The organism is Trinickia sp. HAY1-2D, assembly GCF_056754935.1.
On the sequence record NZ_JBPGWX010000002.1, the window covers coordinates 3,629,239 to 3,644,506 of the forward strand.

The window sequence follows — 15,268 nt, forward strand, 5'->3', positions numbered from 1 at the left end:
GGGCGTTGATGATGTATTCGATGCCGTCCATTCAGGCGATCGGTTGATGGCCGCCGTTCTCCGCCAGCGCTTCCTCGCGGTAAAGGCCCAGTTTCTCCATGACCGGCAAGTCGCTGAAGCAGAACAGGCAGGCGTCTTCGCGGTCGCTCGTGTTGACGTGCTCGTGCCAGGCCCACGACGGCACGCAAAAGATGTCGCGTTCTCGCCAGTCGAAGCGTTGGCCGTCGATGATCGAGTAGCCGCACCCCTTCGCAACCTGATACAGAAAACTACCCGTGTGGCGGTGAGCCTTGCCGGCAAAGCCGGGGCTGAGCAGTTGCATGCTCGCGCCAATCGTCGCCATGACGTGTCCACCCGAAACCGGGTTCGTGTAGTGCATCAGCGCGCCGTCGAACGGACTGCCTTCGGCCGCCTTCACGTAGCTCTGGAGGGCCTCGTAGGTCGGCGCCCATTGATACTTGAAGAGCGGCGAATACGCTTTCGACCAACCCGCTTGTTGCGGACGCAATCCGGGAGCGCCCCAAAGAGCGGCCGAGTCATCGACGGGATGGGTCACGGCTTGGTGCAGGTCCGGATGAACCGCGTAAAAGCCGGCCTCAAGCGCATTGACGAGCGGGATGTCGAGACCGTCCTGCCAGACGCAGGGCAATCCGTCCGCCTCGACACCGTGCTCGTGCCATGTGCCGTTGGGAGTCAGCACGAAATCGTTGGCGCCGAGCGTCATCTTGTGACCATCGACGATGGTGTAAGCGCCACGCCCTTCCATGATGAAGCGCAGCGCGGACGACGAATGCGCATGCGCCGATGCGACTTCTCCGGGATGCATCACCTGCAACCCCGAGTACAGCCAGCCCACCGCAGCCGATACGTCCCGTCGTCCAGGGTTATCGAGGTACACCACTCGGCGTCCCGCCTTTTCAGGCGTAACGAGTTCAACCGAGCGCAGCACATGGTCGCGCAGATCGCGGTAGCGCCAGAGCACCGGCACCGATTGCGATTTCGGCTGCCATGGCTCGATCTTGTTGGCGACGGTCCACAATGCGCCCGTTTTCATGCTCGCCAATTGCTCGTAATACGCGACCAGCTCGGGCGTATCCTCCACATCGGCACGTCCGGCCGTCTGCTCCCGATATCGGTCGTATCCTGCTGTCCTTGTCATCGTGCGATCTCCTGTTGGTCCTGTAGACCCTGTAGGTTCTGTAGGTCGGTCGGATGATTCCTCGGCTTCAGATCCGTGTGCGGGCGAAACTGCGCTCGATCTGCTCTCTGCCCAGCGAATAGGCAGGAGGCCATTGCACCTCGCTCCAGCCTTGCTTTGCGCATTCGTGCAGCAGCCACGCAGAATTGGCCAGATACGGGCGCGACAATGCACAAAGGTCCGCTCGGCCAGACGCGACGATGCCGTTGATTTGATCCGCTTCGGTAATCGCACCGACCGCAATCGTCGGCACCCCCGCTTCGTTGCGAATGCGGTCTGCCATGGGTGTCTGGTACATGCGCCCGTATATCGGCGTCTGATCGGGTGAGACCTCTCCCGACGAAACGTCGATCAAGTCGGCACCGGCAAGATGCAGGCGTTTCGCGATCTCCACGGCTTCGTCGACGGTCGTGCCGCCGTCCGCCCAGTCAGTGCTCGAAATTCGAACCGAGATCGGTAGATGGTTGGGCCATGCTTCGCGCACCGCTGCCAGGACTTCCAAGGGAAAGCGCAGACGGCTTTCGAGCGAACCGCCATACTCGTCGTCGCGCAGATTCGTGAGCGGCGATATGAAACTGGACAGCAAACAGCCGTGTGCCGCCTGCAGCTCCAGCCAATCGAAGCCGGCCGCCGCAGCCCGACGTGCAGCTTCCGCGAACTGCGTCCGAATACGCGCGAGCTCCTCGCGGCCGGCCTGCCGCGGAACCTGCGAGATGCCTGCCAGGTACGGTGTCGCGCTTGCCGAAACCAACGCCCAATTGCCCTCGGGCAGCGGGTGATCTGGCTGCTCCCAGCCGAGCTGTGTCGAGCCGCGTCGGCCAGCATGATTCAATTGCACTCCGATACGCGCGCTGCTGTGCGCATGGACGAAATCGGTAATGCGTTTCCAAGCGGTTGCCTGCTCGTCCGTCCACAAACCAGGACACCCCGGCGTCATCCTCCCGTCTGGCGAGACGGCCGTGGCCTCCGTCAGCACGAGGCCAACGCCGCCCATCGCCCGGCTACCGAGATGCACCATGTGGAACGGAGCGGGCACCCCATCGTGACTTGAATACAGCAACGTCGGCGACACGACCACACGATTCGTCAGCGTCACGCTTCGCACGGTATAAGGCGTGAGCAGCGGCGGACACGCGCGTTCATCGCCTGCGGCCGATACGCCCGCACGCTGCGCAAGCCAGCGCTCATAGCCCGTCAGCCATTTCGGATCGCGCATCCGAAGGTTCTCGTGGGAAATGCGTTGCGAACGAGTCAGCAGCGAATAGGCGAACTGCTCGGGCTCCAATGCCGCATAGCGGGACACGTTTTCAAACCATTCGGTCGAATTGCGCGCGGCATTCTGAATTTTCAGCACCTCGACGCTGCGAACCGCCTCATAGTGGGCCAGCCCATCGCGCAGATCTCCATCGGTGACCTTGAGGCTGTTGCTCAACTCGATTGCATCTTCGAGGGCGAGCTTCGTGCCCGAGCCGATCGAGAAATGCGCGGTATGCGCAGCGTCGCCCATCAGAACGATAGGAACGTCGCGCCCCGCCGCTCCATCCGGCTTGGTCCAATGAACCCACTTCCCGCAAATCACGCGCGGAAACTGAATCCAGATCGCCGATCCGCGCAGGTGCGAGGCATTCGAAATGAGCTTTTCGCCTTGCAACCAAGGGGCAAAGAGCCGCTCGCAAAACGCAATGCCCTCCTCCTGCGACATCGCGTCGATACCGGCCGCACGCCACGCTTCATCGGTCGTTTCGACGATGAACGTCGAACGTCCCTCTTCGAAGCGGTACGCATGTGCCTGAAACCATCCGTATTCGGTCGGGACGAAAATGAAGGTAAAGGCATCGAAGATCTTGTTCGTTCCCAACCAGACGAACCGGCACTTCCGTTGGTCGATGTCGGGGCGGAACGCCTCCGCATATCGAGTCCGGATCGCGCTGTTGATGCCGTCCGAGGCAACGACGAGATCGGCCTGGTATTCCCTTGCTATGGTTTGGTCGTCCTTGACGTCCGTTTCGAACACCAGCTTCACACCGACTTCTTCACATCGGGCCTGAAGGATGTTCAACAGCTTTTTCCGCCCGATACCGATAAAACCGTGCCCTCCGCTACGGACCATCTTGTCCTTGAAGTGGATGTCGATATCGTCCCAGCGACTGAACTCGTCCGCAATTTTCTCTGCGGAAACCTGATCCGCTTCCCGAAGGTTGTCCAAGGTCGCGTCGGAGAACACGACCCCCCAGCCAAACGTGTCGTATGGCCGATTCCGCTCGACTACGATCACCTCGTTTTCCGGATCCTGGCATTTCATCAGGAGTCCGAAATAAAGCCCCGCGGGACCGCCGCCGATACAGACGATTTTCACGATAGTCTCCCCTATTCGTTGATGGATTCCAAAGTCAGCGCCTGGCGCAGCGCGACGGGAATGTCGATGGCTTGGTGCGTCTCGAGAGAGGTGGTCACGACGACCTGCGTCACGCTCATACGCAAGTCGCCATCGCTTCCCTTGCAAGCAAGCGAAAGCGTCATGGACTTTCCGCCGAGACGCTGTACTTCGAGTGTAAGTTCGACGTCATCGCCCATTCGACTGATGCCACGAAACTCCGCTTCCAATCGAACCGTAGGCAATCCGAGCCGATGCTTGCCGATGTATCCCGCGAAGCCTTCGGGAATCAGTCGATCGATCCAGGCTTCGAGCAGGTTGTTGAACATCACGAAATACTGGGGATAAAACACGATGCCCGCAGGATCACATTCGGCGAAGCGGATGCGGTGTCGTTGACTCAGCTTGCGCGGATTCATGATTGCAGATCCCCGGCAGAAAGCGCGTGCCGCTCGATACAGGCACGCAGCGCCTTGCCGTGCTCGTCGGCAAGCGCGGCGTCGCGTAGTTCGCGCAACGTGGCGGGTTTCAATGAAGCCGAATGGCGATCGACGACACCCATCAGCGTTTCATAGTTTTTCAAGCCGCGCGCGTGCGTGTCGCCATATCCTTTCACGAGGCGCTGGCACTGCGCCGTCTCGAGTGCGAGAGCGGCGTCGCTCGCCGCAAGCGTTCGAATGCGTGACAACCACGTCTCGATACGCTCGGTCTCCATGACGTAGCGCAGCGTAGCCCTACGCCAGCGGCGCCACCGCGCCAAACCGAAGAGCAGAAGGAAGCCGCCCAACGAACTCGTTTTGACGACTCGCCCGCTTTGGGAGAACCGCGTCACGAATCGGTTCGCTGCGTGCGGACGAAGCAGCCATCGCCCCAGCGAAGCCGGCAGCGTTTCGGCAATCTCCTCGATCCGCGGATGCATGAACTCGTTGATCTGCAGCAACTGATCCGATTTCGCTCTCACTTCTCCCCGCACACGCTCGAAGCGACTGCTTCGTGTCTTCAGATCCGCGACGCGAATCGTGTCCTCGTAGGACATCCACAGCGCCAGATGACGCGCCGTCTCGCTCAGCAACGCGGGATCGCCGCCGCCCGTGGAGGACCGCAACGCATCGAGACGGTCAAGATAGAGACGGGCGTAGGCGACATCCTGGTAGTCGATCAAACGACGGATGCCTTCAACGGCAATTTCAGACGCCGCGGCAGGCAGGCGGTGTGCACGCTCGACAAGCGCGGCGACCGCGGGGTGGCTCGGGGACGGCTTCGCCGCAGCCGTTTCACGCTCCGTCGACTTGGCCGCCGCGTCGGGCTCACCCTGTTTCGCACGCGCGTAACCGGCGTCGAACGCTTTGAGGCTGGGTTTGACGCCCACACCGCCCCGCTCGATCGTCGCTTCGAACTGGTCTCGAGTGAACGGCAGGACGTCGGCCGCGCAAAGTGCTCCGAACAGCACGGCGCTGATCACACTGCCCGTGTGCTCCGCCACCTCGGCCATATCGAAATGGATGAACCGTTTCGCTGCACGGGAGGCTTGGCTCACCAAAACATCGCTATCGACGCGGCCATCGCCCATCGCCGACTTCTCCGCGATCGAGTAGACGCGATGGCGTGACGCGACGAGCGTCGTGCGGTCTGCCGTCACGATGCCTCGTTGAACGGCGCGCCCCGCCTCCATCAACTCGGATGCGAGCACAACGTCGACATCCCCCGGCATCGGCATCAGCGCAAGCACCGGCCGACGCGCGGCGCTGTCCGCGCCGGGAAAGAGTTCGACGTAGTAGATCGTGGCCCCTGTGCGCTGCGCGACGCCGGGAACCGACGTCGTTTGTGCGAAATATCCATTGGCTTCGCCCAGATTCACTATCCAATCGGCGAGCACACCGCCGCCTTCGCCGCCCATGGCGAGAATGGCGATCTTGATCGGCTCAACTTTCATTCCTATGTTCCTCGTGAAGCGACGACGGGTAGCAGTACCCGATAGGCCAATGTGCAACGACGCATCCATTTGCGCAGCGCCGGCACGTATTGCGTCAACACGCGTATCGCGCGCGACGCCGGGCGTCGCTGCGCTGCAGCCAGCCGATTACCGCATCGCGCGCCCGTTGGCGGAGACGATCCCAGCGCGTCGGATTGCTGACGATTTGCGCACGGTAGAACGATGGGCAGAGCACTGCCGCGTGCGATACCTCGCCGCAAAGCCCGCAGCCGACGCAACTGTCCATGACCGCCGCGACAGGATCCTGGCGCAGCGGATCGGGGTTGGGGCGAATCGATAACGAAGGGCAGCCGGACAGCCGGATGCAGGAATGGTCGCCGGTACAGGTATCCGGATCGACGCCAAAGCGTTCGCGCACGACGCGCTCGCCCGCAGCGATCGCCTTGCGTGTCTTCGGCTTTTCGCGTCTTTGCTTGTTGAGCATGCACTCGCTCTGCGCGATCAGCACCTTGGGGCCTTTGACCTGGGTCGTCAGCGCTTCGCGCAGCGTCGCAGTCATCGTCTTCAGGTCGTAAGTGCGCTTGACCGTTCGTACCCACTTGACCCCAACCCCCTTCACCGCCTGCTCGATCTCGTGTCCCGTGCTGCGCGTCGGATTGACGGCCGTGGACGACAAGATGTCCTGACCGCCCGTCGCCGATGTGTAGCTGTTGTCGACGACGACGGTCAGGTTGTCGCTGCGATTGAAAACCGCGTTCGCGACACCGCTCGTCAAACCGTTGTGCCAGAAGCCACCATCGCCCATTACGGATATCGCGCGCTTGCCGTCCGGCGCATTGAGCGCTGCGGCGCCGGCGCCACCCAGCCCGTATCCCATCGTCGTATTGCCGAGGTTGAACGGCGGCAGAATGGAGAAGAGATGGCAACCGATATCCGCGCTCACATGGTGCGGTCCCAGCTCCCGCTCGACGAGCTTCATGGCAGTGAAAATCGGCCGCTCCGGGCAACCCGTGCAAAAACCTGGGGGGCGCGCATGGACCGCGCGTTCGAGCGCCTCCGTCCCCTCTCCTTCTGAGCCATCCGTCGCCGCGTCCAAAGCCGCGGATGATTCCTCAACAGGCACCGCGGTACGCACCTCGACAAGGGGAATGACGCGGCGCGTCGGCGTGGCAGGTGCGGGTATGGGGGTAGGTGTCGGGACAACGATCCCATAGCGTTCGAGGAAACCTCTGACGCCAGCGTATACCGTCGCCGTGTTGTACTCGCCCGCCATCGGCAGCAAATCCTTGCCATGGAGCACCGTGCCCAGCCCCAGTTGACGCAGGATATTCGCCACGTTCTGCTCGACGAAATTCGGCTGGCCTTCCTCCATAACGAGTACCGCGCGCTTGCCTTTGCAGAACCGCTCGAACTCCTCATCCACGAGCGGATACGCGACGTTCATCACGTACAGCGGTATTTTCGATTCGCCGTAGACATCGGCGAGGCCGAGTTTATCTAGCGCCCTGATCAGCGTGTTGTAGGTGCCGCCTTGCAACGCGATCCCGACATCGGCTGCGTCTTCCGAGAAGAACTCATTCAGTTGACGCTCCTGGATGAAGCGAATCGCCGCGGGCCATCGTGCCTGCACCTTTTCCTTTTCATGCAGAAAACTGGCCGGTGGCAAAACGATTCGGCTGACGTCGCGCGTGGGGTTCTCGAGCGCATCCTTGACCGTGAATGCAGGACGGCGATTGGCCGATGTCACGAATTGACCATGCACATGGCAGGCGCGAATGCGCATTTGCAACATGACCGGCGTATTGCTCGCTTCGGATAACTCGAAGCCGTCCTTCACGGCCTGCACGATGCACGGCAGATTCGGGCGTGGATCGAGCAGCCAGATCTGCGACTTCATAGCGAACGCGTGGCTGCGTTCTTGCATGATCGATGAACCCTCGCCGTAGTCCTCGCCGACGATGATGAGCGCGCCTCCCATCACACCGCCCGATGCAAGGTTGGCGAGCGCATCGGACGCGACATTGGTGCCGACGGTCGCCTTGAACGTCACAGCCCCGCGTAACGGATAGTTGACCGAGGCGGCGAGCGTTGCCGCTGCCGTCGCCTCGCTTGCGCTGTTCTCGAAACGAATGCCGTATTCCGCAAGGATGTCTTGCGCATCGGCCAATACGTCAATCAAGTGCGAGATCGGCGCACCCTGATAGCCGGCAACATACGCGACACCCGATTCGAGCAGCGCCTTCGTCACCGCCAAAATGCCTTCGCCGCTAAACAATTCGCCCTCGCCAAGGCGCAGCTTCTTTACCTCTTCGACAAACGATCGCTCAGCCATCGTTCTCCTCTCATGTGTGTGCTCCGGCACGTCGTGCCCATGTGCTCAACTTTCGGGCGCGGGAACCGCTGCGTCAATACATGATTAATCATGCAACTCGACTTTCCGCAGGATGCGGATATAGATTGCACGAATGGGATATCGACGCGCATTCAAGGCGGGGTTTTCCTCCGTCCTCGCCGAAGGTCCTGGGCAGTACTATTCTTTTAAAGCAGGCTGGGGTGTTGGTACTTCCGGCAACCTTGGGATTCGACGTCCCGGCTGCTCCGGTTCGATTTTGATAAAGGTATGGCCATGTTGCAGGCGACCTTCTCTTCGAGCGCCGCCGGGCCGGCGAAGCTGCTTGAGCGCGCCCAGGACGGCCCGGGGATGTTGTTGTTCGCGTCGACGGACGCAGACGAGGCGAGGTCGATGGTCGGGCGCGTCATGAAGCCCCACATCCTGAAGATATCCGGCAGCGAACGACTGGACGCGAGGATGCACTTCCTGCCGCTCGGGGATGTCTCGGTCAGCCGGCTTCGCTATGGACCGGCCGTCGAGATCGGCCCCGGTCCGCTGGAAGACTTCTTTTTGGTGCAGATGCCGCTCGCGGGAAGCGCCGTGATCCAAAGCGGCGCGCAACGGATCGACTCGCACCCCGAGCTCGCATCGGTTCTGAGCCCCGACGACGACACGTGCATGAAGTGGAGCGCCGGCAACGATCAATTGATGGTCCGTATTGCGCGCTCTCTGCTCGAGCGCACGCTGGTCGCACAGCTTGGCCATCCCCTCGACAGCCCACTGCGTTTCACGCTCGGGTTCGGTTGGCAAGCATGCCCGCTTTGGCAGTGCCTGCTGAATTACATCGTCGACTGCTCGACACAATGTTCAGATCTAATGGCGCATCGACTCGTCGTCGACCAGATCGAACAGCTCGTCGCCTCGACGCTGCTTGCCGCACAGCAGCACAGCTACAGCAATCCGGCACCGGCTCGCCGCGGCACGATCCTGCCTCGACACGTTCGGAGAGCGACGGATTACCTGAGGGCTTATGCTCACGAGCCTATTTCAGCGGATCAAATCGCACAGGCGGCGGGCGTCAGCATGCGCAGCCTGTACGCGGGCTTCAAGGAATTTCTGGGCGTCAGCCCGATGCAGTACCTGCGCGATCTGCGCATGGAATGCGCACGCACGGAATTGATGAGCGGGGAAGCCGCTAATGTATCCGGCGTCGCGCTCAGATGGGGCTTTGCACATATGGGCCGTTTCAGCAACAACTATAAGCGCCGATATGGCGAGACGCCGAGCCAGACGTTGCGCAAGGACAGTTTCTCGCGCACGGCTTGACGCCCCTGGCGATTCAGGCTGACCGCCGAGGGGCCGAGACTTCATCGCCTCATCCGACGAGCGCCAACACCCGAAGCGGACTGCCCGAGCCGTGCTCGATCTTCAAAGGCGCCGATACGATGAGCGCGCCACGCGGCGGCAATTGATCGAGATTTTTCAGGCACTGCAGCCCGTAACGATTCGCGCCGTGCATGAGCGTATGACATGGATACGGCAGCGGCCACGAGTAGGATTGGCCGGCATCGGTGTTGATCGTCTCGACGCCGAACCCATGGACCTCGCGTTCGCGAATGAGCCACTCGACCGCCTGCTGCGTCGGCCCGGGCGTATGAGCGCCATCTTTTCGAACATTGAGGAACGCAGCCGGATCGTCGACGCGTTTCGACCAGTCAGTGCGAAACAGTAGCCAGGCGCCCTTCGGGATCGCCCCATGATCTTGTTCCCACGCCTCCAAAAACCCGACTGTGAGCAGCCAGTCCTCGTTATCCGCCACGTGCGCACTGGCATCGACGACGACAGCCGGTGCGATGAATTGCGCGGGATCGATGGTGTCGACGCTGCCGTCAGGATAATCACGCCCGCTCGTCCAATGCACCGGCGCATCGAAGTGCGTTCCCGTGTGTTCGCCGCACGAAAAGTTGTTCCAATACCAGGCTGGGCCAGCTTCGTCGTAATGCGAGATCCGCTCGATCTTGAATGGCTGCACCTGGCCAAACTGCGGCGGCAACTGCAGCGCCGGGAATGCCGGCGACAAGGTGTGTGTCAGATCGACCACGCGGACAGCACCGGCCGCCAACTGTTCGGCCAGGGCCTGCAGGGTCTCGTTAGACTGGGAACGCATTTTTATACTCCATGGATATCCCTTCGCCGGAACGACTCAGGGGGTTGAGGGCAGCGTCGTGAAGCGCCCCGCGTGAAAAACGAGCGGTTCGCCGGTCCTGCTTGCGGTGCGTACGACTCGCCCCACGAGCAGCAAATGATCGCCCGTATCGCGGCAATGATCATGCACGCATACCAACGTTGCAATCGACTCCTCGATCGCCGGCACGCCTTCTGGTGCCATGCGCCAAGCCACCTCGGCGAACTTATCGGCCACCGCGGGGCTGGCGAAGCGGCGAGCCAGTGCTTCATGGCCGCTGGAAAGAATGTTGATCGCGAAATGCGTGCAGTCTCGGAATACGGGCAGGTTGTACGACTGATTGACAAGGCTCCAAAGGACGAGCGGCGGGTCGAGCGACAACGAAGCGAACGAATTGATCGTGAGGCCGACCGGTCGCCCGCCAGGCGTGCTTGTCGTCACGATCGCAACGCCCGTCGGATAACTGCCGAGCAGCTTGCGCAGCGCCGACGGCTGAAGGTCGACGTCGCCCCACGAGTCGATCTCGTCGCGGCAGTGGTTCGTTTCGATCATGCATTGCAACATGTCGGCCTCCTTAGTCGATCGACGGCACGGTTTCGTGACTCGCTACGAAACGCTCGCATTCGCTTTCGTCGGCCCACCACGGAAAGTAGCTTGGCGGATGATTGAAACCGTTTGCGACCGCGCTCGCGAGCGACGGCAGCCTCGTTGCCGCACCGAGCAAGTTGAGGATGTGCGGTGGCGGCGGCCTCAAAAGCGAATTGGTCCATTGAACGACCCAGCGCGCGTAATCCCAGAACTGTTCGAATGTCTGTTCCATCCACTCGCGCGTGTAAGCCTGTTCGCCGCGAGCAAGGATGGCATCCAAATAAACTCTGCAAGCCTTCGTGGCATTGTTCGCGCCCTGCCCCGTGATCGGATCGTTGGTCACGACGGCATCGCCCAGCCCGAACACGAGGCGGCCCGACGGCAACGTCATCACCGGCTTGCGCACCGTCGGCGCAAAAGCACCTGCCAGCACGCCGTTGTTGTCGGTCAGCTCGGCGCGGCGTGCCCGATCGGCTTCCCACGGCAAATACGTTTCGAGGAAGCGCTTGCTGGCGGCAAGATGGTCCTGAGGCGTACGAATCTCGCGCCAGAAATCGAGGGGACCGCGCGGCACCCCTTCGAACACCATGATGTCGCACGGGCCCGACAGCGTCAGCGCCGGAAACACGAAGTATTCGCCGACGCCAGGAATCAGGTTGAACGACACACGCGAATACCCGGGCGAGGGTTCGAGGCCATGCACGTAGGTCAGCGCCAGGGAGCGCTGAGGTTTGTCGAACGGCGATCGCGTTGCGTCCCGCTCGAACAACCTGACCACCTCGCCTTTTCCCGCGGCCAGAAGCACGAGGTCATGCTGCTCTGCCAGCACCTCGAGTTCGGCAATGCCGGCGTCCTGAATGATCACCCGGCCGCCATGTGCTTCGACTTGTTCGAGCCAGGTCGGCATCTTCACGCGCTGATCGACCGACTGAGCCGATTCATCCAGGCGTGCATTCCAGTCGATCAGCTTGGCCCCTTTCGACTCGGGAGGGGGGACGGCAAAGCCGATCCCTTCAACGGGAGGGCATGCGCGCTCCCATTGATTGAGCCCGAGATCGCGTTCGATCTGCAACGCAGGACCGAACATGCACTGGCTCGACATGACTTTTCCTTTCCGAATATCGTCCGGTGTGCGATTCGTTACAACCGTCACCTCATAGCCCTTTTGCAGCAGCCCCAGCGCGAGCGGCAAACCCGCCTGGCCCGCTCCTACGATCACGATTCGGCGCATCGATGTTCTCCTTGATAAATGTTCTGGTCGCTCCGACAAGCCGCTCATTCGGCCAACCGGGCAATGGCGGGCCGGGCTTGCTCGGGGCCCATACAGGAGTAACCGCCGTCGACGGCGTAGTCGGCGCCCGTCACGAACGAAGCGTGACCGGACAGCAAAAAGGCAACGACATCGGCAACTTCGGCGGGGTCGGCCACGCGTCCGAGCGCGTGGTAGTCCGCCGCTACACGGTCAGTTTTCGCGCGGTCGCCATGCGTCAGTTCGTCCATGACTCGCGACCATGTCCATCCGGGCGATATGGAGTTGACTCGAATGCCGTCCGCCGCGAAATCGAGCGCCATGTTGCGGGTAAGCTGCATGAGCGCCGCTTTGGACACCGGGTACAGCCATCGCCCCGTTTGCGCGACCTTCGCAGAAATGCTCGTGAAATTGACGATCGCGCCGCCGCCCGCCTTCACCATGTACGGTTGCGCGGCACGCGCCGCCATGACTGCGCTGACTACGTTGACATCGAGTGCGGTGAGCCAATCGCGTCTACCGGAGCGCGCACCGTCGTCGAGATACGTCGCTGCGAGATTCACCAGAAAATCCACGCGCCCAAAATGCTCGGCGACCTCGGCGACGCCTTTGACGAGTTGCTCGTCATTGACGATGTCTACCCGCCAAAGGCGCGTATGCACCGGATCGCGCGCGACCACGCGCGCGCCGCCCTCTTCATCGATGTCGAACACCGCCACGTTGGCACCGTAGTTGCGAAGGGCATCGACGACGGCGGCGCCGATAATCGTCGCACCGCCTGTGACAATGGCCACCTTGCCTTCAAGATCTTTCATGCGAATCCGCCTTGATCGAGGAAATGACACGTACGCTACGGACTGAGATACCGGCCCGTAGGCTCGATTCAATGATGGGTCGCCAAATCGAAATGCCTGTATCCGCATCGCGCAAAGACTATCCACCGCCTGCCGGTATTGAAGCGCCGCATCGAGCCCCGATGAACGACGAAGGCATCGACCGGCAATCGCAAGACTGCCGACCGATGCCTCTCGTTGCGCCCGGTTTCGCGCTCGACGTTCAGAACAGATGCTGCATGCCGATGCGCAACGCCATCTGATTGCGGCCGTCCGAGGGGCCGAACAACGTGATTTGCGCTTGCGCTCCGTTGCCGCTCGCACGCTGATAGGTGGCGCTTACGTAGACATTTGTCCGCTTAGAGAGGGCATAGTCCAGGATCGCGTTGAGCTGATGCGCTTTGTTGCCGTTGAGCACGGCGTTGCCGTCCATAAACTGATAGGCAGCGGCAAAATGAAGAAACGGGCTGATCGGATACATGCCGCCCACCTCATACACATTGACGGCCGCCCCGTTGAAGGTGTTTTTTGTGTTCGTGTAGAGCGCGTCGAAGTAGGCTGGTCCGACAAACAACCCGCCCCCGAAGCCGAAGTTGCGTATTCCGGAGTGACCGTTGTCGATGCCCGGATAACGCACGTAGGTGTAGGCGGCATCGAGGTTGAACCTGCTCGTGTTGTAGTCGAGCGCGAAGCTCTGCGCGCTGTTCTGAGAAAAGGTCCCGGCGACCCCGCCCAATCCGTACATCGCGCCGAAGCTGAATCCCCCGAAGTCGGGGCTTTCGTATTTGACCGAATTCGTTATCCGCTGGTCGCCCGCGACCCCATCGAAGTCAAACCCGCCCGCCGGCCGGTTGGGAATGCCCAAACCGTTGAACGGCCCTTGGCGCAGATTTTGTAGCGTGACGTAGAATAACTCTGGGCCATAGCGCCTCACCGCAAGCGACGTGAACATAAAATCGTACTGGTTGCCGGCCAGCACGCGGCCCCACTTGCTGTCTGTCAAACCCACATAGGTTTGGCGAGCAAAGAGGCTTCCTATCGACGCACCGTTTGCCTCGTTGAACTGGCCCTCGAGCACGAACGTCGCGGCGAGCCCGCCGCCCAAATCCTCCTTGCCGCGAAACCCGAACAGGTTCGGCGCAAGCACGCCGGTTCCGAGCGATAACTGATGCTTCCCGCCGACATTGGTGACGTAGTCGATCCCCGAGTCGATCAATCCGTAAATTTCGACGCTGCTCTGCGCGTGCGCAGAAGGCATGTGGCACGCGAACGGCGCCGCGATAGCGAAGCTCAGCGCAACCGACCGGCACTTTATGTACTCCCCCTTCATTCCTGATCTCCTCGTGCTAAACGAAATCGAACTTTGGTTGTTGCGCTCGGCATTGCTGTCAAATTGCGCGAGCACGGTCGGATCATCAAAGTCCAAAAGTCGTGCAGCTATCCGATTTCTGCAGGGCGAGTCCTATAGACGAAGAGGAGTCGATTGCGGCGTTTATTCGCCGCGCTGCTGGCGTTTCTTCAGGCGCGAGCCTCGTTCAGCGTATCCTGCGGACGCACGCCGAACCTGCGGCGGTAATGCGAGGCGAAATGTCCGTAATGCGCGAACCCCCAACGCATCGCGACGTCGGTCAGACGCGTCGTCGCTGGGTCGCCCGATTTGAGTTCGGCATGCACGGCTTTGAGTCGCAGTTCACGCAGATATGACATCGGTGGTTGATCGTAGGTCTGGCGGAAAGCATAGAAGAGTGCACGGGGACTCACCCCGACGACGCGCGCAATCTCCTCGACCGACGCCACATCCGCAAGGTGCGCGCGCATGTAATCCTCCGCACGTTTGACATACCCGGGTCTTACGGTCCTTCGCCCCGACAGATCGACCAGATGCTCCGAACACGTACTCGGTTGCGTAAGAAGCAACGTATCGATCAATAGTCGCTCGCAGCGTTCTGCGTGAGACGGCCGGGCGAGCAGTTCCGGAAACGCAAGACTTCCCTCCAGCACATACGCTAGCGCACTGCGCCATGCTTGCCCTGCGGAACCCGCGAGTTCCATCGCCGGATGAAAGCGAAGGCCCTGCTTCGGCAACAACTCGATGTGATCGACGCATGCACGCTCGAGCGCCTGCTGTTCGATACGGACGATGATCTGCGCAAGATCGGGCGAAAAACGCATGCGCGTGGGTTCTTGAGGCGACAGGACCGCAGCTATCTCGGAGCCGCCCAAGACCTGCTGTGTCCCGCAGGTATAGCAAGCGGCCCCGGCAACTGGCATCTGAACCAACGTGAAGCTGCCGAGCTCGCCCGGATCGACCGCGACCTCCGCACCATACCGCAGGTAAAAGATCTGCAACCCGCCGATCCTCATCGAGAGCAACGCGGCGTCAAGCTCGCGGGACGGCGCCACGAGCGACATCTTGTGCGGTTTGAACGCGCGCCCTACCATGTCGATCACGCTGGGCGGATCGACTCTACCTTGGAATTCGACGCTGAAATGATGGAACGCGCCTGGCGTGCCGTCGTAGAACCGGGGCTGAGAGTACATGGGGTCACCCGACCTGAAGCTGTTGGCACGGTCGA

The 15,268-nt window shown here is 61.3% G+C and carries 12 protein-coding genes; 1 reads left to right on the top strand and 11 read right to left on the bottom strand.

Translation table 11 applies throughout. The annotated features are described in order from the left end of the window. Positions 1–31: 31 nt before the first annotated feature. The 5 genes from ACR9ZC_RS23960 to ACR9ZC_RS23980 form a co-directional block, all read right to left on the bottom strand. Positions 32–1,159, bottom strand: a complete 1,128-nt coding sequence (locus ACR9ZC_RS23960) for a cupin domain-containing protein (protein WP_481582169.1) — start codon at positions 1,157–1,159, stop codon at positions 32–34. A gap of 67 nt (positions 1,160–1,226) precedes the next feature. After that, complete coding sequence (locus ACR9ZC_RS23965; protein ID WP_481582170.1) at positions 1,227–3,554, bottom strand: bifunctional salicylyl-CoA 5-hydroxylase/oxidoreductase; 2,328 nt, start codon at positions 3,552–3,554, stop codon at positions 1,227–1,229. 11 nt (positions 3,555–3,565) lie between these two features. Then, positions 3,566–3,991 (bottom strand): acyl-CoA thioesterase, encoded by a 426-nt coding sequence (locus tag ACR9ZC_RS23970; RefSeq protein ID WP_481582171.1) that lies wholly within the window; start codon positions 3,989–3,991, stop codon positions 3,566–3,568. Continuing rightward, a complete protein-coding gene (locus ACR9ZC_RS23975; protein WP_481582172.1) occupies positions 3,988–5,505 on the bottom strand; it encodes an indolepyruvate oxidoreductase subunit beta family protein in 1,518 nt (505 codons plus the stop codon). The genes ACR9ZC_RS23970 and ACR9ZC_RS23975 overlap by 4 nt, the downstream gene beginning before the upstream one ends. Positions 5,506–5,599: 94 nt before the next feature. Beyond that, a complete protein-coding gene (locus tag ACR9ZC_RS23980; protein WP_481582173.1) occupies positions 5,600–7,837 on the bottom strand; it encodes a thiamine pyrophosphate-dependent enzyme in 2,238 nt (745 codons plus the stop codon). A 294-nt stretch (positions 7,838–8,131) separates the two neighbouring features. On the opposite strand from ACR9ZC_RS23980, the gene ACR9ZC_RS23985 reads away from it, so the two are divergent. Further along, a complete protein-coding gene (locus ACR9ZC_RS23985; protein WP_481582174.1) occupies positions 8,132–9,163 on the top strand; it encodes an AraC family transcriptional regulator in 1,032 nt (343 codons plus the stop codon). A gap of 49 nt (positions 9,164–9,212) precedes the next feature. Here the strand turns inward: ACR9ZC_RS23985 and ACR9ZC_RS23990 are convergent, their stop codons facing one another. The 6 genes from ACR9ZC_RS23990 to ACR9ZC_RS24015 form a co-directional block, all read right to left on the bottom strand. Continuing rightward, positions 9,213–10,004, bottom strand: a complete 792-nt coding sequence (locus ACR9ZC_RS23990) for a cyclase family protein (protein WP_481582175.1) — start codon at positions 10,002–10,004, stop codon at positions 9,213–9,215. A 36-nt stretch (positions 10,005–10,040) separates the two neighbouring features. After that, positions 10,041–10,586, bottom strand: a complete 546-nt coding sequence (locus ACR9ZC_RS23995; RefSeq protein WP_481582176.1) for a flavin reductase family protein — start codon at positions 10,584–10,586, stop codon at positions 10,041–10,043. 10 nt (positions 10,587–10,596) lie between these two features. Beyond that, the gene (locus ACR9ZC_RS24000; RefSeq protein WP_481582177.1) at positions 10,597–11,841 is read right to left on the bottom strand and encodes a styrene monooxygenase/indole monooxygenase family protein; all 1,245 of its coding nucleotides are present in this window, start codon (positions 11,839–11,841) and stop codon (positions 10,597–10,599) included. 44 nt (positions 11,842–11,885) lie between these two features. Further along, positions 11,886–12,674, bottom strand: a complete 789-nt coding sequence (locus ACR9ZC_RS24005) for an SDR family oxidoreductase (protein ID WP_481582178.1) — start codon at positions 12,672–12,674, stop codon at positions 11,886–11,888. Positions 12,675–12,915: 241 nt separating this feature from the next. Then, positions 12,916–14,118, bottom strand: a complete 1,203-nt coding sequence (locus ACR9ZC_RS24010; protein ID WP_481582179.1) for a porin — start codon at positions 14,116–14,118, stop codon at positions 12,916–12,918. Positions 14,119–14,210: 92 nt separating this feature from the next. Then, a complete protein-coding gene (locus ACR9ZC_RS24015; RefSeq protein ID WP_481582180.1) occupies positions 14,211–15,233 on the bottom strand; it encodes an AraC family transcriptional regulator in 1,023 nt (340 codons plus the stop codon). Positions 15,234–15,268: the final 35 nt, after the last annotated feature.

What these genes read in the sequence shown, in the direction of transcription:
- ACR9ZC_RS23960 (WP_481582169.1), bottom strand. Translation starts at nt 1,159, where the DNA reads ATGACAAGGACAGCAGGATACGACCGATATCGGGAGCAGACGGCCGGA.
- ACR9ZC_RS23970 (WP_481582171.1), bottom strand. Translation starts at nt 3,991, where the DNA reads ATGAATCCGCGCAAGCTGAGTCAACGACACCGCATCCGCTTCGCCGAA.
- ACR9ZC_RS23975 (WP_481582172.1), bottom strand. Translation starts at nt 5,505, where the DNA reads ATGAAAGTTGAGCCGATCAAGATCGCCATTCTCGCCATGGGCGGCGAA.
- ACR9ZC_RS23980 (WP_481582173.1), bottom strand. Translation starts at nt 7,837, where the DNA reads ATGGCTGAGCGATCGTTTGTCGAAGAGGTAAAGAAGCTGCGCCTTGGC.
- ACR9ZC_RS23985 (WP_481582174.1), top strand. Translation starts at nt 8,132, where the DNA reads ATGTTGCAGGCGACCTTCTCTTCGAGCGCCGCCGGGCCGGCGAAGCTG.
- ACR9ZC_RS23990 (WP_481582175.1), bottom strand. Translation starts at nt 10,004, where the DNA reads ATGCGTTCCCAGTCTAACGAGACCCTGCAGGCCCTGGCCGAACAGTTG.
- ACR9ZC_RS23995 (WP_481582176.1), bottom strand. Translation starts at nt 10,586, where the DNA reads ATGTTGCAATGCATGATCGAAACGAACCACTGCCGCGACGAGATCGAC.
- ACR9ZC_RS24000 (WP_481582177.1), bottom strand. Translation starts at nt 11,841, where the DNA reads ATGCGCCGAATCGTGATCGTAGGAGCGGGCCAGGCGGGTTTGCCGCTC.
- ACR9ZC_RS24005 (WP_481582178.1), bottom strand. Translation starts at nt 12,674, where the DNA reads ATGAAAGATCTTGAAGGCAAGGTGGCCATTGTCACAGGCGGTGCGACG.
- ACR9ZC_RS24015 (WP_481582180.1), bottom strand. Translation starts at nt 15,233, where the DNA reads ATGTACTCTCAGCCCCGGTTCTACGACGGCACGCCAGGCGCGTTCCAT.